Below are 18,250 nucleotides of genomic sequence, written 5' to 3' on the forward strand. Positions count from 1 at the left end.
GGAGGATTAATGGATTTCTGGACCCTTTTCCAGGTATTGATATTGGGCGCGGTTGAAGGCCTGACCGAATTCTTGCCCATTTCAAGTACCGGCCACCAGATTATTGTCGCCGACCTGCTCGAGTTTGGCGGCGAACGCGCCATGGCGTTCAACATCATTATTCAACTGGGGGCCATTCTTGCTGTGGTTTGGGAATTTCGTCCGAAGATCTTCGAAATCGTCAAAGGCCTGCCCACCGAGCGCAACGCGCAACGTTTCACCCTTAATCTGCTGATCGCGTTTTTCCCGGCCGTTATCCTCGGCGTGTTATTCGCCGACGCGATTCATGAATACCTGTTCAACCCGATCACTGTTGCGGTGGCCCTCGTTGTCGGCGGCATCGTCATGTTGTGGGCCGAACAGCGCAGTCATGTAGTAAGCGTCGAACATGTCGACGATATGCGCTGGTCTCACGCGTTGAAGGTCGGTTTCGTACAATGCCTGGCGATGATTCCCGGCACCTCGCGCTCCGGCTCGACCATCATCGGCGGGCTGCTCTTCGGCCTTTCGCGCAAAGCCGCCACCGAGTTCTCGTTCTTCCTCGCCATGCCGACCATGGTTGGTGCCGCCGTTTATTCCGGCTACAAATACCGCGACCTGTTCCAACCCAACGACCTGCCAGTCTTCGCCCTCGGCTTCGTCACCGCGTTCATCTTCGCCATGATCGCCGTGCGTGGCCTGCTGAAATTTATCGCCAACCACAGCTATGCCGCGTTCGCGTGGTACCGGATCGCGTTTGGTTTGTTGATTCTGGCAACGTGGCTGTTTGGTTGGGTCAACTGGACCGCCGCAGCCGCCGCCTGATCACTGCGCGCTGATCAACGCCGCCACGGCGAGATCGTTTAACGTCGAATCCGACGACTCCTGACGAAAGCGCTGCAAGGCCGAGGTGAAATACGCGGCTTGCAGCATGCCGTCGCTGGCCAGATAGAGTCGCGCGTCTTCTTGCTCCTCGGCAGAGTAAACACGCTTGTGACTGTCGGTCGTTTCCTGGCTAGACGAAATAGGTGCGAGGATTAAAGACACCAAAGTGAAGCCGGAAAGCTGCGTCACCTCCCACGGCGTATCGGTACGGCCCATGCAAAAGCCATCGCAGTGCGCATAAACGTTGGAAGTGAAGCTGAACAAAGCGAGGAGGGTGAAACGCTTGAAACCTGAAAAAGTAAACGCGGGCATAAACAAAAGACATCCTGTCAGTACAACAAAACAGCGGGCAACGCTCATGCGCCGCCCGCACACTCAAACCATCAATCAACGCCCTTCAAGCAACTCAGCCGCCTGATCCAGCAACGCCAGCGGATCCTTGGCCTTGTGAATATCCACCGACAACAACTGACGAAACTTGCGCGCCCCGGGGAACCCTGTGCCCAGGCCCAGCACATGCCGAGTGATGTGATGCATCGCACCACCGGCCAGCAAATGCTCGGCGATATAAGGCCGCAACTGCGCCAACGCCTCAGCCCGACTGATCACCGGCGCCGAACTGCCAAATAACTGCTGATCCACCTCCGCCAGCAAATACGGATTGTGATAAGCCTCACGCCCCAACATCACGCCGTCGAACGTCTGCAGATGCTCATGGCAGGCCTCCATGGTCTTGATCCCGCCGTTCAGCACAATCTCCAGCTCCGGAAAATCCGCCTTCAACTGCGCCGCGACGTCATAGCGCAACGGCGGAATGTCGCGATTCTCCTTCGGCGACAACCCCTCGAGGATCGCAATCCGCGCATGCACGGTAAAACTCGTGCATCCGGCATCCCGAACAGTGCCGACGAAATCGCACAGCTCGGCATAACTGTCGCGCCCGTTAATGCCGATCCGGTGCTTCACCGTCACCGGAATCGACACCGCATCACGCATCGCCTTCACACAATCGGCCACCAACTGCGGATGCCCCATCAGGCACGCGCCGATCATGTTGTTTTGCACACGATCACTCGGGCAGCCGACGTTCAGGTTCACCTCGTCGTAGCCATGTTCCTGCGCCATGCGCGCGCAGGCGGCGAGATCGAGCGGAACACTACCCCCGAGCTGCAACGCGAGCGGGTGCTCGGCTTCGTTGTGACGCAGGAAACGTTCGTGATCGCCGTTGAGCAGAGCGCCGGTGGTGACCATTTCGGTGTAGAGCAGGGCGTTCTTCGATAGGAGACGTAGGAAGAAACGGCAATGGCGGTCCGTCCAATCCATCATGGGTGCGACACTAAACCGCCGAGACAGCGTAGGCCTTGGTTTTACTGGGCTAAAGCTCTGATTCTGTACCATTTTACTCAACGTGTATTCGGCGTGTTTTTGGGCGTTTTCAAGGGTTTTCGGGATCTGATGGGTACGATGTACCCATTCGAACTCAATGCGTACCACTTTCGGTTATGGCAGTTGTCGGGACTCGAAAACTGGCGAATGTGAGCTGTGCGTTACACCGCGCAGCACCACATCAGGCGGAATGGAGTGCAAGTCTACCAAGAGAGCGAGATTTGCGCCCCGGAAACGAACTACACGAGCGCGGATCAGAGCTGGATGAGCGGGCGCTCAAGCGGGCGATAACGCAGGATTCGAGTGCATCTATGGCTGCACTTACGTCCAGTCTTGGTTGCGCTGGAAAGACTGAATGACATTCTCGGAGTAGATTGGGGCGCTGCCGCCCCATCTATGACGATCGATGTGGCCTACTTGCTGTTCCATGAGAGCTCACGGCTAACTCATGGTCGGAAAGGGTCAGGTTCGCCAGTGCATTGTTTTATTCGAGCAATAACGTCCGGGCCGGTTTTAGCAATATCGATCCTGCCTGTTGCATCCAGATAAATATCAATGGTTCGGCCCCATTTGGGGCTGATGTCGATGCACCTCTGAAAACCTTTATCAGTCCACCAATCAAACATCATGAAAAAATCGTCATCAGGAAATAGGTAGCCGAACTCGACGGCTGCGCCACCATGCTTGATATCGCCTCTATGAATCCTGTCCTGGGTGTTCCAAACGTAGTGAAATTCTCCCTCACTGTTCGGGGAAAAATTGACCGCTACGACGGGGGAGCCGAGGTACCAGACAGCGATTGGAAGAGCAATGAGCGCCAGAAGGATCCAGCGCCCATACCGGCGTCTGGTTTTATTTGCATTCATGTAGTTTGATTCCTTTTCCCCATTCTTTGAAGGGCACTGCAAGCACCTGATCCATGATCATTTTGGCGGTAATGCCCCCATTGGGATGTTGGCGATAGAGCTTCACGCCGATACTGATGGATATTCGGTCGGGCGCATCGTCCCACGCTCTCAAACCGTCGACATTGCCTGAACGGTTTGGGCCGGGTAGCTCCCACTGTTCTTTTGGTTTCGTTACGACCTCCTGGGCTTTTCGTAAAGCGTCAGAAACGATCTGCTCGCCACCTGCACCATCCAGTAATGCACTTTCGGATAGGCCGCCAGCCCTGCCCACATAGCCGTAATGAATGTTCGACCAAATATCGTAGAAGTAATCGTACTCTCCCTGCTTGTGCCAAACGCCCCCGATAGTCCTGCGGATGATCGGTTTGTGGTCCCATGGGCGATTCTGGCCAACCCGCTCAGTCCAGATAGCCAGAGCCTTTGCCTTCATTCCCAGCGCCAAGCTATAGAAGTCTGGCTTGGGACCGAGCTGAAGGTAAAAGGGCAGTGCCATGTATTCCTTGGTTTTTGCATGTGCGTCGTAGCTGTTCAGTTCCTTCATCTGGCGAACGGCTGGGCTATTTATGTTGGTGTTCATCTCGGCCGCGATGTAAGTCGCCAGTTGCTCCATCATGTCCGGGTCTTTACAGGCAGCGGGTGCGGCTTTTGGCTCGGGTTTCTCTTCGGTTTTTTTATCAGGCTGCTTTGCGGCGGACTTTGGCTCAACCAGAGCATTTGCTGCTTTGGCTTTTTCAGTGAGTTTCGGGTCGGCCAGCAACGTTGCCATCTTCTCATCGTCCAGGGATCCGTCGGGGCGGAAGGCTCCGAGCGCCATGAAATTGATGATCGTTGCACCGCCTGCGTCCCCCATCACGAAGCCGCCACCGACGTCACCTGATCCGGTTATGACTGTGCCGCCGTGACTGGTCGGACTGCCCAAGTGGGCCATTGGGCGACCGTTGACCTGAATAGATGGGAAGCCTGTTGTAATCACCGCTCCGCAACCACACGAGTCACCGACTCGAGCAGAGCCCATGAAATTGATGTTTACGTCACCGCTGGCGGAGGCGATCGGGGTAGTGCCGTGACCTGGTAATGGGCAGACGTGTTTGTCGCCTAATCGTGCAGAGGAAATCATTCAATATCATCCTTGTTTCCATCGTCCATTGACTTACGCCAGGACTGGCCTGGGTGCTGAAAGGTTACCGGAAAATGGCGAAAGGGTCTCCGAGGAGAGGTGGGACTGGATTGAGGTCACCAACCGCTTGAGGGGCAGACCACTGCCAACACCGGGCGTATGGAGATTTACTGATGAATGAACAAATGGCCAACCAGACGTTGCCAGCGACCACACCCGCCACCGGCGCCGGGACGCAGGTGTTTTCCTTCGGCGAGCCGACGCCGGTGCTGGGTCGTCGTGAGGTTTTCGACTATCTGGAGTGCTGGTTCAACGGGCGGTGGTATGAGCCGCCGCTGTCGCTGGACGGGCTGGCCCGGTCGGTTGGGGCGAGCGTGCATTTGCATTCCGGGTTGATGTTCAAGCGCAACCTGTTGAGCAAGACGTTTATCCCGCATCCGCTGTTGTCGCGGTCTTCGTTTGAGCAGTTTGCGTTGGACTTCCTTTGCCTGGGCAATGGTTATCTGGAAGGCCGGCGTTCGAGGTTGGGTGGAGTTCGGAAGCTGGAGACGCCGTTGGCCAAGTACATGCGCGCGGGGCCGGACGGCCAGTTTTACCAGGTACGTGGATGGAAGGATGAGCATGCGTTTGAGCCGGATAGCATTTTTCATTTGCGCGAGGCGGATCTGCATCAGGAGATTTATGGGCTGCCGGAGTGGATCAGTGCTTTGCAGTCGGCGTTGCTGAACGAGTCGGCGACGCTCTTTCGGCGCAAGTATTACGAGAACGGCAGTCATGCCGGGTTCATCCTTTACATGACGGATGCGGCGCAGACCGAGGCTGATATTGATGCGTTGCGGAAGGCGTTGAAGGAGTCGAAAGGGCCGGGGAATTTTCGGAATCTGTTTGTCTACTCACCGACCGGCAAGAAGGACGGGATTCAACTGATCCCCGTGAGTGAGGTGGCGGCGAAGGATGAGTTCAACTCGATCAAGAATCAGACGCGGGATGATGTGTTAGCGAGCTTGCGTATTCCGCCGCAGTTGACGGGGATTGTGCCGCAAAACGCGGGTGGGTTCGGGTCGATTCGGGAGGCTGCGCAGATTTATGCAGCTAATGAGCTGGAGCCCATTCAGGCGAGGATGACGCAGTTGAATAATTGGATAGGCGAGGAGGTAATCAAGTTTGAAAAATATGAAATAGGAATAGGAATCTGATTTAGCTCGCGGACTAAAACGGCTGCGGCTGCGAGGCCGCAACCGTATCCAGACTCAAGCTAAGGCTTTTGTCATCCCTTCATAGTGACTTTTATCTAGACGCTCAATCTCCTTGAAAATATCTCTAACAATATATTCCGATTCTGACGCTATGTTGTCTGCGGTGCTGTCGTCGAATTCAATTATTTGATTGTGAGAATATTTATTGATGAATCGATAGATTCTTTCACATGTGACTTCATCTGTAATGGCTTGATCCATTAGTCCTCTAAAGTTCCCGCGCCCGTGGGGATGTTTGAATGTAAGAAAGGCTTCTAATAGTTTTCGTGACATGTTGGCAACGGCAAATGCTGTTTCGAGCGCAAGGGTTTCTTGGTCAACATATTGCTTGAGTGTTGAGTAAAGGAAGTGGTACTCGGAGTTGAAGCCGGTCAAGCTTTTGGGCGCGTTATTGATTGTGGACGTTCTCAAGGCAGTTGGGGACGCCTCAATATTATAGAATCGAGCGCGTATAATCGGGTTCTTGTTTTCATCCTTTTTGTCATTTTTCCCCGCTAGCCAGTCACGTACTAGTTTGAAATAGTTAAAGCTGTGAGTAAGGATGAAGAGCTGCTGCGCAGTTTGACAGTGATTCCTGAGGAAGGAATGAGCATTGAACAGATTGTTAGAGTCGAAGCTAGAGACCGGATCGTCAAAAACCACGACAGATTTTGATAGGTCTCTTTCATTTTCCGATAGCTTTGTCAGGAAGTATATAAGCCCGATAGCGTTTTTTTCGCCTTCGCTCAGATTTTTTGCAGGAGTGTTTTCTGGCGCTCTCAGTATTTGATAACCCTTGCGAACTTTGTCGAATTTCAATGAGATTTGATTTCTGCCTAGGAACTTGTGAAGTGATTTATTAAACTCTTCTGCGCCGATGCTTTCGTTGTTAAGCTTCTTCTCAAGCTCAACTATCTCATCGGATATATCATTGACTGTCTTTTGCAGGTCGATCACAGGTTGTTTATGTGACTCATGTAGCTGTTGGTTTTTTATAAAGTCACAGTCGTTCAGTTCTTCGGTTAGGAAGTGAAGCTCTAATGATGACTTGGCGCTGCTTATTTGATTTTGAAAGTTAATTGCTTTCTCGTTATGTAGCGAAACTATTTTTTCAATTTGCTCGCATACCTCTTCATGGTCATGAAAGAGAGAGGGCGGAAGCTCAATCGCAGTACCTGTATCTATAAATGGGTTGTCAATTTTTTCATCAAGCGCGACCTTCCAGTTTTTGAGTCGTTCATTGATAGTGTCGGTTATGTGATCCAGCTCTTTCTCTTGTTTCGGAAGATTTGCGTAATATTCCTCGTAAAGATCCACCTGGGGAACGTGAGGGGCTTTATAAAGAACTAGAGTGTCGATTAGCGCATGCGCGCCTTCTAGCTTGTTCTTGAAGGTTTTGAATGCTTCGCTAAAGTGCTTGTTAAGAGTCTCTAAGCGTTCCGAAGATAGATCGTTTTCACAGAATTCACACTTAGCTAACCCTTCATGTATTTGAAGTCCCTGTTCTACCCATTTTTGGATAGGTGGGTTTTCAAGTAAGTGAGTTATCTTGGTTGATGTGACAGTTTCTTTAAATAAAGAGTTCAACTGATTGGCAAGTTGCGAGTAGGTGTCGTGTTTGATTCTGTTGAGGGAGTGTGTTATAGCGGGTTTGAATTTCGGGGATGTTGCTTTCTGGTTTGTTTCAAATGCATCGGGGGATAAGAGATAAGTGCCAATCTTTAGATCTTCTAAGTGGGTGCTTATTTTTGTCTGTACCTTTACGCGGTTGTAACTTACGAAGTAGTTGTCGGAGCTGTCGAGTATTTGGAATCTGCTTTTAATGCTTTTTGCTATTGCGCTTAGTATGTTTTGATTGGTTTCTAGTAGATTGCTCTGCGCGTCTGACATTTCTTTAAGTTCTTTTTCTTTTTCTTTCAGGTTGTCCTGTTTTTCTTTAAGTTGTTTCTTTTCTTCAATTTTGTCCTGTGATATCAGCAGGATGCTTTTGACGATGCTGTCCCAGTTGATGTTTTCTTTTATGAAATTTGAGTTGAATACGCAAAGATCAATAGGTCTGGATGCTAAATTGCGATTGTTTATAATGCCTGAGGCTGTATTTATGGTCAGTATTCCTTCTGGGAAATCCTCTATGATTTGTCCTTTCGCTATGCATTCAAATATCTTCGAGAGTGTTGACTTCCCACTACCATTCCAACCATAGATTAGGTTGTACTGGGTAAAGTCTTCAAGGGTGGCTGGTTTCGCATAGCTACCAAATATTCCAAAGTTTTCAAGTTTTGCTATTGACGTAATCATTGGACATCCCTTTCTTTTGTGGTTGTGTGATGTTGGCTACGTTCGGCTTTAGTTGAAGCGATTCAGCAAAATATGTTCTTCAGCTTTCGCTTTAGATAATCCTCACCTATACGTTATAGCACTTCTGTCGCTACCCCCTCTGATCAATTGTTATCTATTCGATATGTGCAGTCGCTTGTATTAGTAATGCAGCGCCAGTGTCGAGATTGTGCGCTTATTTGGTGCGCGCATCGAAAGCGTGCTCGCAATGCTGACTTGGCGCGCGCCGTCGTCCCCCCACCTCGCCTGCGGGCTAAATGGGTCTTTTTTTCCGCAATCCTGCACCTGGCCGAGCGCCCTCACGGCCGGGCGCTGTAGTAGTGGCGTCGAAGGTCAAAAAGCCTGCGGATCCCTGCGAAGGGTGGGTGTCTGACAGGGCGGACCTGGCGAAGCGGAAGGCAGGTAGGTAAACCTTTCGATGCGGCTTTTTTCAGGAACGCCGTCGGAAAAAAGTAATGTGGTAATTCGAATATCGAGGCACCGGCAAAAGCCCCGTATTCATTGGCTTTGCTGGCTTACTTCGGAAAGTAATTTTGAGTAATGAAAAAGGTAATGTGGCTGTAAGTGGTTGATTTATATGGGATGCACAAAAACAAATATTACTTTTTTAAAAGGTAATTACCTTACTTCTACATTACTCAAAAATTACTTCATGCTGATCCTTTGCAGCCCAGTAAAAACACGGCTTTCAGCCAGATTGACCGCTCGGCTTACCAAAATTACCTTTTTCCGATGCCTTTCCCGAAAAAGGAACATTGCCTATCAGGTGGTACAGCCGATTGCCTCGCCACTCACTCAAGCAGATGACGAAGAGACACTCGTGCGCAGTCGTTTTGCCCGCGACAAAAACGTTTGTGGGAAGTGCTTTGGATTGGAGCGACAGGCGTGTACCGACGATGCGAGAGGTATGTCGCTTGTCCCGCCTGGGAAGAAAAAGAAATGGGGTGGTACGAAAATGGTACGCGCGATTCTTGATGATGCTGGAGGCTACGGATTTAGCGGCCTACAGGATTAGCCGTGCCAATCCATCATCGGGGCGACGGAGAAGCGGCGGGAGAGTGTGACGGGTTGTAGGGACATGTGAGGAATCTGGATCAAGAAGGCGAAGGCGCAAGAGTTTATCAGGTCTGCGAACAGGCAAAGGCTTGCGAGGCGCTGTTTGTGGTTTGAACTGGGCTCCGACGCGCTCGGCCTGATGGGAGGAAGTGTATTTCTGCCTGTTTTCTGTCCTTCAGTATGCGTTTAAACGATTGCGCAGGCGCTTGTTTAAATCTGACTGGTGAAAGTTATCCGAAGCCTACCTTGTCTTGCGCCTCCCCCTACACCTAAGACAGAATCCGCCGGCTTGTGCGTCTAGCCTGCGGGTTTTATCGTCTCCGGGTCACTGAAAACAGTGATCGGGTTTGGTAGCCCGTTCCGTCAGAAGCACAAGACTACTGTCTTGCGATGACGTTTCTCGTCTTCGTTTTATGGTGGTCATGCGCGGGGCGTCTTCGGATGCGCCGGGGTTCCTGACGACCGGTCTACCAACCTGCGTATGGCCTCCACCCTTCGTTTGGTAGCGAGAGTGATGGCTCCTTTTCGTTAATCCGTCAGGAGTTACACCATGTTCAAACCAACACCCAACCCGCCAGAAACCGACCCCGCATCCCCCTACGAATCCGCCAATTCCAAAAAACTCCACGAAGCCGCCGAGCGCGCGCTTGATCACTATCTCCTTCCCGCCAGCCTAATCAGGGCCAGCACCGATGAGCCCGAACGCATGTACCTCGCCAATCCGAAGTACGACATGGAATCCCTGTTGGCCAATGCCTGCGAAACCCTGGGTTCTGCCTCCGAAATGCTCAACAACTTTGCCGCGACGCTGGATAACTCGCGCCGCAAATCTGCGCTAGGCATTGCGCAGGTGGTGATGTTGGCGGAGTTGGCGGTGAATCAGGCGTTGGATAAGGTTGAAATCAAGCCGTAAACCCGTGTCCCTCTGTGGCATGCGGCACGCCGTTGCTGCAGAGGGGCGGGGTTCTGCATTGACATTTTCATCGTCTTTTCACGCCGATAGCGATGTGCCACAAATCATGATGGCAATGCGTCATCACGCCGCTCAAAAAGTTCAACGATTATACAAAAATATAAAGTTGTACAAGTTTTCGCAAAATTAATAGCATCCCTCCAGACACCTTTGCTGAAACGATAAATCCAGCCTGCATATGCTCTGTTGCGATGTGATGGATTTGTCTGCCGGTGCTCGCGTCGGGTCTTTTTCGACGCTTCAACAGCATCGGCATTTGCATTTCCGGGACAGCTGGAGCGTCCCGTATTCCGCCCTGGATGACGACCCACGAATGTCTGGACGGTGACTGTGGTTACCGGAGATCAATTTTTTGTGCCTGGCGTTTCGCGTCAGGACGTTTGAGGCTGAATATGGCAGTAGCATCGAATTTCCTTGGTGACATCAAAGTTTCCCGCAAGCTGGGAACCGGCTTCGGCATTCTTCTGCTGGCCGTTTTGGCGGTTGCCTTCATTGGCTATAACAGCAACAGCGTGCTGGTTGATCGCTTGAGTACGACGCGTCTGATCGGCACGTTGAATGACGCTACGCAAAATATGCGTCTGTCCGAGAAACAGTACGAAGCCGCCGCTGACGCAGCGTTCGCCGAATCCTATAACGCGCAGTTGAATGTCTTGCAGGGCCTTGTGGGCAAGGCGCTGGATACCTTGACCCGCGCTGAAAACCAGCAAGCCTTGAAGGCTTTGCAAACCACGATTGTTGCCTACGACCAGAAGGTCAAACGGCTGATCGCTGCCGATCAGTCGGCCACCGATGCGCTGAAACCGCTGACGGCGCTGTCGGACAAGTACGCGCAAACTTTTGCCGGCATGCTTGAAGGCACCACGACCAGTGCACTGGCGTCTGCCGATGGCGAACGCGTTCGGGAGCTGCGCACGGTGGCCGATTTGCGCAATGGCATGACCACGTTTCGCCTGATGTTGCGTCGTTACATCGCGGTGCCCAACGACGTGAACAAAAAACTGCTGATGGAAACCATCGATACCTTCTTGAGTGATATCAGCAAGGCGCGCACCAGCCTGCCGACGGCGCTGTCGAGCCAACTGGAAGAAGCCCACGCCGGCATGCGGCGTTATCGCGAAGTACTGGTGGAAGTGGCCGGGCTGTTTGAGCAGAAGCAGAACATGCGCGAGCAGGTCGACCAGGAAAGCAAGGCGATGGACAAGATCATGAGTGGCCTGATGGACACCCAGCAGCGCCTTGCGCATGAGGATCAGCATTCGGCTTTTATTCAGATGGCGGTATTGACTGCGTTGGCGCTGGTGATCGGGCTGTTGGCTTCGGTGGTCATTTCGCGCCAGATCACTGCGCCGCTGGCGCTGACGGTTGATCTGGCGCGACGGATTGCCAAAGGCGACCTGACGGTACAGGCCAGGTCTGCGCGCAAAGATGAGTTGGGCGATCTGCAAAATGCGATGCAGGAGATGGCGCAGAACCTGAACACGCTGGTGCAAGGTATCGGCAATGGCGTCACGCAGATTTCCACCTCTGCGGAAAAGCTCTCGGCCATGAGCGAGCAGACCAGCGCAGGTGTACGTCAGCAAAAAAGTGAAGTGGATCAAGTTGCCACGGCGATGCACGAAATGGCTTCGACGGTGCAGGAAGTTGCGCGTAACACCACCGATGCCTCCGCTGCCGCGACCCTCGCCGATCAGCAGGCGCGCCACGGCAGCACGGTGGTCAAGCAGGCGACGGTGCAGATCAGCGAACTTGCCATGGCCATTGAGGAGTTGGGCGGTGCGATGAACGTGCTGACTCAGGACAGCGAGCAGATCGGCAAAGTCATCGATGTGATCAAAGCCGTCGCCGAGCAGACCAATCTGCTCGCGTTGAACGCCGCTATTGAGGCCGCGCGGGCGGGTGAGCAGGGTCGTGGTTTTGCTGTGGTGGCAGACGAAGTGCGCTCGCTGGCACAGCGCACGCAGGACTCGACCAAGGAAATCGAAGCGCTGATCGTCACTCTGCAACAAGGCACGCAAGCGGCCGCGACGCTGATGACCTCAAGCCGCGAACGCACCCTCGATACGGTGGTACTGGCGCAGAAGGCCGAATTGGCGATTACCGAGATCAATCAGTCCATCGGTACGATCCAGGAAATGAGTCTGCAGATCTCGGCCGCCGCCGAGCAGCAAAGTGCCGTGGCCGACGAAATCAACCGCAGCATTGTCAGTGTGCGTGATGTGGCTGACCAGTCGGCTGTCGCCAGCGAAGAAAGTGCGGCGGCGACGATTGAGTTGGCGTCACTGGGGCAGGACCTGCAGCGAATGACCGCGCATTTCCGCACCTGACCATTTAACGTCGAGCACGCGGCGCCTTTGCATATTCAGGCGCCGCAGGGCTGCAGTTGTTGCCTGGTTTGCAGATGACGCAATCCTGCAACTGATCATTTATCACCATGGAAGGTTACAACCCGTTATCAGGGGTGTCATGACCGACTTTCCAAAATCATTCGCGTCTCCCGGTGGCTGCCAGGGCTGTAGAAACAAAGGTGTGCCAGAGATGGATTTCGCCTTCGCTTTCCAGCCCATTGTGGACCTGCGCGATCAAACGACGTTTGCCCATGAAGCGTTGGTTCGCGGCGTGAACGGCGAAGGCGCCTTGTCTGTCCTCGAGCAGGTGGACGATCAGAACCGTTACCGATTCGATCAACTGTGTCGAGTGCGGGCAATTTCCACCGCGGCTGACTTAGGCATGACGCAGTACCTGTCGATCAACTTTCTGCCGAATGCCGTTTACCGGCCGGAGATGTGTATTCGCAGCACATTGGAAGCGGCGCGCACATACGGCTTTCCGCTGGAGCGGCTGATCTTCGAAGCCGTGGAAGGCGAGCACGTTGAAAGCAACAAACACTTGATGAATATCTTGCGTGAGTATCGTGAGTTTGGTTTCAAGACGGCCATCGACGACTTTGGCGCAGGCTATTCCGGCCTTAACTTGTTGGCGGATTTTCAACCGGACCTGATCAAGCTGGATATGGCGCTGATCCGCAATATTCACCGTGACCGCGTACGCCAGACCATCGTGCGCAACGTGGTCAACATGTGCAGAGAGTTGGGCGTGGAAGTGATCGCCGAGGGCATAGAAAATGCCGAGGAAAGAGACTTTCTCGCCGATTGCGGCATTTATCTGATGCAGGGCTACTGGTTTGCCAGGCCCTCGTTCAAATCGTTGGCGCAGATCTCGACGAGTGCGTGGCTGGGGAGATCATCCAATCCGCGCTCTTATGCAAAACATTGACCGCCACCGACACTGGCTGCCGTCGGTGCCATGCGCCTGAATGCCGGTTGTTCTGCGGTCACGGATTGCGTCGGGTTTCCAGCAGCGTAAATAACCCCATGCCTGCGAGCATCGCCAATACGAAAACCATTGCCTGCCAGTGGCCCGTCAACAGGATGGTCACTGCCGGGCCAGGGCAGATGCCGGCTATCCCCCAACCGACGCCGAACAGCAGGCCGGCCAGGAATGCATTCAGTTTGAGCACGTTCAGATTCCCGACACCGCGTGCATTGAGCGAACCGTTCCCTCAACGCGCGCGGTGGCCGGGTTCAGTGGCTTACTGCGGCACCGCAATCCACTCACTCAACGTCTGCTGATACTTGCCAGTGACCTTGCTCAAGTGCAGCCACTGATCGACATACAGTTTCCAACTCATGTCATCGCGCGGCAGCAGGTAAGCCTTCTCGCCGTATTGCATGTATTGATGCGGATTCACCGCGCACAAACCGGGTTTGAGTTTCTGCTGATACAGCGCTTCCGAGGCGTCGGTGATCATCACGTCGGCTTTGTTGTCGAGCAGTTGCTGGAAGATCGTCACGTTGTCGTGCAAGGCCAGTTGCGCCTTGGGCAGGAAGGCGTGGACGAAGGCTTCGTTGGTGCCGCCGGCAGGTTCCACCAGGCGCACGTTGGGCTGGTTGATCTGGTCGATGGTCTGGTATTTGGACTGGTCGGCGCAGCGCACCAGCGGGATCTTGCCGTCAGTGTCGAGGGTGTTGCTGAAGTAGGCTTTTTTCTGCCGTTCCAGTGTGACCGAGATGCCGCCCATGCCGATGTCGCATTTGCCGGCCTGCATGTCGGGCATCAGGGTTTTCCAGGTGGTCTGCACCCATTGCACCTTGACGCCGAGGCTGTCGGCCAGGGAGCGGGCCATACTGATGTCGATGCCTTCGAAGTCGCCGTCGCTGCGCTTGAAGGTGTAGGGCTTGTAGTCGCCGGTGGTGCAGACGCGCAACTGGCCTTGTTGCTGGATGCTGTCGAGGTGGGACGTGGCGGGGTCGGCGTGAGCGCCAGTCGCCAGGGTCAGCAGGCCGCCGAGGATCATCGTGCTTTTTAGTGTTGTCATTGAGATCGGGCTTCTGAAAGGGAAGGTGGCCCAGTGTAGTGAAAGCTTTCCACGGGTGTCATCCCGGGTCCGGACTCAATGTGCCCAGCCACGCCACCAGCGCCACGATCAACAGGGCAAGGGCCAGCTCCATCACCACACTGCGCCGCAGCGCTTTCGCGGCGATGAGGTGCTGGCCGTCGCGCAGCGATCGTTGCAGTGACGGTCCAAGATGAAAGCGGTTCAACGCAGCCAGCACCAGCATCACGGCAAACGCTAGCACCTTGATCGTCAGCAGCTGCCCGTAGGTCCCGAACAGCACTCCGTCGAGCCTTGGGCCTACGATGAAGAGATAATTCATCACCCCGGTGACCGACACCGTCAGCACGATCAACGCGCCCACCCATTCGAAGCGTTTCACTGCATCGGCGAGCAAGCGAAGGCGTGTATCACCGATCCGCCCGCTCACCATCACCACCAGCGCCAGCAAGGCACCCAACCAGGCTCCCGCCGCAAGCAGGTGCAAGATGTCGCTGAGAAAGTGCCAGAACCGCAGCCATCCTTCGTCCATCGCGCCATGCCCGCTCCACGCCAGCGAAGCGAGGGCAATGGCGCCTGCCAACGACGCTGACCACAGACTCGGCCGGATCACTACGATGGCCAGCGCTGTCATCCGCAGCGCCCACGCCAGGCCGACGTCCGTTTCCAGCAGCATCATCTGCAGGTGCGGCCACAATGCCGCGAGCTGTGTTTCGCCACTCATGGCGCGGGTCATCAGCACCAGCCCGGCTACTGACAGCAATGCCCCTGTCACCGCCATGCCACGCAATAACCGACGGAACCGCAGCAGTGCGTTGAAGCTGTACAAGCCAAACAACGCCAGCCCGAACAACAGCAGCAAATCCACATACAAGGCGAACCGCTGGATGATGTTGAGCAGGTCCGCCATTGTTCACTTCACTTTGAACGTGACGTTACCGGTGATCGGGTGCGTGTCGGCGGACACCGCGCGCCACTGCACCTGATAGGTGCCGGCAGGCAGCGGGGCGAGCGGGGTGATCAGCATGGTTTTCGGATCGCTGCTGGCGCTGACCTTGGCTTTCATCGGCATCGGCGAGTGAGCCATGCCACCCATTTCGGTCATTACCAGTTTGGCCCCGGAAAATTGCGTGACCAGGTTCTCGGAAAAGTGCAGCTCGATCCTGCCCGGCGCGGCGCCTTCCGCACCTTCGGCTGGCGTCGACGAGAGCAGTTTCGGATGGGCCTGGGCGAGGGTGCTCAGGAGTAATCCGCTGGCGAATATCAGGGGCAACGTCAATGTGCGCATACAAGGTCTCCGGTTTGTTTTTGTAGAAGAATTCAGAACCACAGCCTGACGCCGAGGACGAGGCGCGCCTCACTGCGATCCTCGTCTTCTTCGCGGGCATAATCAGCGGTGTTGCCGTAAGTGCGATTCCACGTCACGCCGATATAAGGCGCGAATTCGCGGCGGATTTCATAGCGCAACCGCAGGCCCGCCTCGGTATTGGACAACCCTGAGCCGATGCCTCGCTGCGGATCGTTTTTGCCGTAGATATTCAGTTCTGCGGTCGGCTGCAGGATCAGTCGATTGGTCAGCAGGATGTCGTAGTCGCCCTCCAGGCGTACCGCGCTCTGGCCGCCCTCGCCAAGGAAAGCCGTGGCTTCGGCCTCGAAGTTGTACAGCGCCATGCCTTGCACGCCGAACGCGGCCCAGGTTTGCGGTGCGCCGGGTTTCAAGTCCTGACGCACGCCGCCGACCACGTCCCACCATGGTGAAATCGCGTGGCCCCATAGCGCTTGAATTTCCGCGTCTTCAGTCTTGCCGTTGTTGCGCTCGCCTTCAGAGCGCAGCCACAGCCGATCGGTATCCCCGCCGATCCAGCCGGACAGATCCCAGGCCAAAGCGCTGCCGTCATCGGCGTTCTGCCATTCGAGTTTGTCGGCAAGAAAGTAGCTGTTTATAACGCTGTCATGCACCTGATGACCGCCGGGGCTGGTGAACACCGCAGCGCGGTCGGCGTCGGTCACGGGCGCAATCGGCGTGCGGCTTTCGCTGGGCGCGGCGGGCTGCATCATGCCGTCGTCCATGCTTTGCATTGCCGAATGATCCATCCCGGGCATCTGGCTGTGGTCCATGCCGTGCATGGCGTCGGCAGCCATGGCAGAGGTGCTGGCGAGCAGCAGCGAAAACACGCTGAGTCGAGTCATGATCGGCCTCTTCATTCTTCCACCCGCACTTCGCGGAACATGCCCGTTTCCATGTGATAAAGCAGATGACAGTGATAGGCCCAGCGGCCGAGGGCGTCGGCGGTGACGCGATAGCTGCGGCGGCTGCCGGGCGGCATGTCGATGGTGTGTTTGCGCACCTGAAAGTTACCGTTTTCGTCTTCCAGATCACTCCACATCCCGTGCAGGTGGATCGGGTGGGTCATCATGGTGTCGTTGACCAGCACCAGGCGGATGCGCTCGCCGTATTTCAGCCGTAAAGGCTCGGCATCGGAGAATTTGATGCCGTTGAACGACCAGGCGAATTTCTCCATGTGGCCGGTCAGGTGCAGCTCTATCGTGCGGCCCGGATCGCGGCCGTCCGGGTCCTCGAAGGTGCTGCGCAGGTCGGCGTAGGTCAGCACTCGGCGGCCGTTGTTGCGCAGGCCGAGGCCTGGGTCGTCGAGCTTTGGCGCGGTGATCATGGCCTGCATGTCCACCAGCGGATTGTTGTTTTCACTGTCGGGATGGGCTTGCATCGGGCCCATGGCGGAGTGATCCATGGCGCCCATGTCCATGCTGCCGTGATCCATGCCGCCCATGCCCATGTCGTCCATGCTCACCAACGGACGCGGATCCAGCGCCGGCACTGCTGCCGACATGCCGGTGCGTGTGGCGAGAGTGCCACGGGCGTAGCCGGTGCGATCCATTGCCTGGGCGAAAAGGGTATAGGCCTCGGTTTCAGGTTCGACGATCACGTCATAGGTCTCGGCCACTGCGATGCGCAGTTCATCGACGCTGACCGGTTTGACGTGCAGGCCATCGGCAGCCACCACTGTCATTTTCAATCCCGGAATGCGCACGTCGAAATAGGTCATGGCCGAGCCGTTGATCAGGCGCAGGCGCAGTTTTTCGCCGGGACGGAACAGCCAGGTGAAGTTGCTATCGGGGGCCTGGCCGTTGATCAAGAAGGTGTACGTGGCGCCACTGACGTCGGCAATGTCGGTGGGATTCATGTTCATTTGCGCCCACATCTTGCGATCGGCAACCGTGGCGCCCCAGCCTTTTTCACTGACGTCGTTGATAAAGTCGCCAACGGTGCGTTTGTGAAAGTTGTAGTAGTCGGACTGCTTTTTCAGGGTCTTCATCAGGCTGGCCGGGTCTTCGTCGGTCCAGTCGCTGAGCATCACCACGTAGTCGCGATCGTACTGGAACGGTTCCGGCTCTTTGGCCTCAATGACCAGCGGCCCGTAGACGCCGGCCTGCTCCTGTAAGCCGGAATGGCTGTGATACCAGTAGGTGCCGTGTTGCCGAACCTTGAACTGGTAAACGTACACGCCGCCCGGTTCGATGCCATGGAAACTCAGACCCGGTACGCCGTCCATGTTCGCCGGCAGCAGAATGCCGTGCCAGTGAATCGAGGTGTCGGCCGTGAGCCGGTTACGCACCCGCAGCGTCACGGTATCGCCTTCGCGCCAGCGCAACAGCGGGCCGGGCAGGCTGCCGTTGATGGTCATCGCTGTGCGTGCCGAACCCGTGAAATTGACCGGAGTTTCGCCGATGAACAACTCGAATTCGTTACCGCTCAGTTCGTTGACGGGCGCGGCGCCGTTCAGCGCCCAGACCGGTGTCCGCCAGAGCCCGAGGCCACCGAGCAAGCTACCGGCGGCCAGGCCTTTGACAAAAGTGCGTCTTGTGAGAATGGAAGGCATGCGCTGGAAATCCCCGTCTGGCTCATGACAGAGAGACTAG

Annotated in this window: 16 protein-coding genes and 2 pseudogenes; 7 read left to right on the plus strand and 11 right to left on the minus strand. The window is 55.2% G+C overall.

Features of this window, described 5'->3' with window-relative positions:
• Positions 1-9 precede the first annotated feature (9 nt).
• Positions 10-843: an undecaprenyl-diphosphate phosphatase gene (locus JWU58_RS09685; RefSeq protein WP_056791442.1), complete on the plus strand. Its 834-nt coding sequence runs from the start codon at positions 10-12 to the stop codon at positions 841-843.
• On the opposite strand, the gene JWU58_RS09690 is transcribed toward JWU58_RS09685, so the two are convergent.
• The 4 genes from JWU58_RS09690 to JWU58_RS09705 form a co-directional block, all read right to left on the minus strand.
• Positions 844-1,215: a DUF2388 domain-containing protein gene (locus JWU58_RS09690; protein WP_122612699.1), complete on the minus strand. Its 372-nt coding sequence runs from the start codon at positions 1,213-1,215 to the stop codon at positions 844-846.
• 75 nt (positions 1,216-1,290) lie between these two features.
• Complete coding sequence (dusA, locus tag JWU58_RS09695) at positions 1,291-2,301, minus strand: tRNA dihydrouridine(20/20a) synthase DusA (protein WP_206422171.1); 1,011 nt, start codon at positions 2,299-2,301, stop codon at positions 1,291-1,293.
• Between the two features lie 434 nt (positions 2,302-2,735).
• The gene (locus tag JWU58_RS09700; RefSeq protein ID WP_016775446.1) at positions 2,736-3,155 is read right to left on the minus strand and encodes a hypothetical protein; all 420 of its coding nucleotides are present in this window, start codon (positions 3,153-3,155) and stop codon (positions 2,736-2,738) included.
• Entirely contained in the window at positions 3,142-4,314 is a 1,173-nt protein-coding gene (locus JWU58_RS09705) for a polymorphic toxin type 44 domain-containing protein (RefSeq protein ID WP_206421832.1), read from the minus strand. Before JWU58_RS09705 ends, JWU58_RS09700 begins: the two co-directional genes overlap by 14 nt.
• A gap of 185 nt (positions 4,315-4,499) precedes the next feature.
• On the opposite strand from JWU58_RS09705, the gene JWU58_RS09710 reads away from it, so the two are divergent.
• Positions 4,500-5,510, plus strand: coding sequence for a phage portal protein (locus JWU58_RS09710; protein ID WP_241196170.1), 1,011 nt, complete (start codon positions 4,500-4,502; stop codon positions 5,508-5,510).
• Between the two features lie 54 nt (positions 5,511-5,564).
• Here JWU58_RS09710 and JWU58_RS09715 read toward each other — a convergent pair whose 3' ends face one another.
• On the minus strand, positions 5,565-7,847 hold the full coding sequence (locus JWU58_RS09715) for an AAA family ATPase (RefSeq protein ID WP_206421834.1): 2,283 nt from the start codon (positions 7,845-7,847) through the stop codon (positions 5,565-5,567).
• Between the two features lie 616 nt (positions 7,848-8,463).
• On the opposite strand from JWU58_RS09715, the gene JWU58_RS09720 reads away from it, so the two are divergent.
• From JWU58_RS09720 to rimA, 5 genes and pseudogenes are all read left to right on the plus strand, one after another.
• The gene (locus JWU58_RS09720) at positions 8,464-8,901 is read left to right on the plus strand and encodes a hypothetical protein (protein ID WP_162098755.1); all 438 of its coding nucleotides are present in this window, start codon (positions 8,464-8,466) and stop codon (positions 8,899-8,901) included.
• 591 nt (positions 8,902-9,492) lie between these two features.
• Complete coding sequence (locus tag JWU58_RS09725) at positions 9,493-9,855, plus strand: DUF6124 family protein (protein WP_206421835.1); 363 nt, start codon at positions 9,493-9,495, stop codon at positions 9,853-9,855.
• A gap of 452 nt (positions 9,856-10,307) precedes the next feature.
• Positions 10,308-11,336, plus strand: a pseudogene (locus tag JWU58_RS27530) (methyl-accepting chemotaxis protein); the annotation flags it as partial.
• Positions 11,337-11,537: 201 nt separating this feature from the next.
• Positions 11,538-12,242 (plus strand): methyl-accepting chemotaxis protein, encoded by a 705-nt coding sequence (locus JWU58_RS27535; protein ID WP_370593522.1) that lies wholly within the window; start codon positions 11,538-11,540, stop codon positions 12,240-12,242.
• Positions 12,243-12,381: 139 nt separating this feature from the next.
• On the plus strand, positions 12,382-13,191 hold the full coding sequence (rimA, locus tag JWU58_RS09735) for a S6 modification regulatory phosphodiesterase RimA (protein WP_071173021.1): 810 nt from the start codon (positions 12,382-12,384) through the stop codon (positions 13,189-13,191).
• Positions 13,192-13,249: 58 nt separating this feature from the next.
• Here rimA and JWU58_RS09740 read toward each other — a convergent pair.
• From JWU58_RS09740 to JWU58_RS09765, 6 genes and pseudogenes are all read right to left on the minus strand, one after another.
• Positions 13,250-13,405: pseudogene (locus tag JWU58_RS09740) on the minus strand (DUF6691 family protein); the annotation flags it as partial.
• Between the two features lie 102 nt (positions 13,406-13,507).
• Complete coding sequence (locus JWU58_RS09745; RefSeq protein ID WP_206421837.1) at positions 13,508-14,293, minus strand: transporter substrate-binding domain-containing protein; 786 nt, start codon at positions 14,291-14,293, stop codon at positions 13,508-13,510.
• A 58-nt stretch (positions 14,294-14,351) separates the two neighbouring features.
• Positions 14,352-15,221 carry a copper homeostasis membrane protein CopD gene (gene copD, locus JWU58_RS09750; protein ID WP_206421838.1) on the minus strand — a complete coding sequence of 290 codons (870 nt, stop codon included), beginning with the start codon at positions 15,219-15,221 and terminating at the stop codon, positions 14,352-14,354.
• A 3-nt stretch (positions 15,222-15,224) separates the two neighbouring features.
• On the minus strand, positions 15,225-15,599 hold the full coding sequence (gene copC / locus JWU58_RS09755; protein WP_056791417.1) for a copper homeostasis periplasmic binding protein CopC: 375 nt from the start codon (positions 15,597-15,599) through the stop codon (positions 15,225-15,227).
• 32 nt (positions 15,600-15,631) lie between these two features.
• Positions 15,632-16,501: a copper resistance protein B gene (locus tag JWU58_RS09760; RefSeq protein ID WP_206421839.1), complete on the minus strand. Its 870-nt coding sequence runs from the start codon at positions 16,499-16,501 to the stop codon at positions 15,632-15,634.
• Positions 16,502-16,512: 11 nt separating this feature from the next.
• The gene (locus tag JWU58_RS09765; RefSeq protein WP_206421840.1) at positions 16,513-18,210 is read right to left on the minus strand and encodes a copper resistance system multicopper oxidase; all 1,698 of its coding nucleotides are present in this window, start codon (positions 18,208-18,210) and stop codon (positions 16,513-16,515) included.
• Positions 18,211-18,250: the final 40 nt, after the last annotated feature.

Origin of the sequence: Pseudomonas atacamensis, assembly GCF_017167965.1 — a bacterium.
Classification (GTDB): domain Bacteria; phylum Pseudomonadota; class Gammaproteobacteria; order Pseudomonadales; family Pseudomonadaceae; genus Aquipseudomonas; species Aquipseudomonas atacamensis.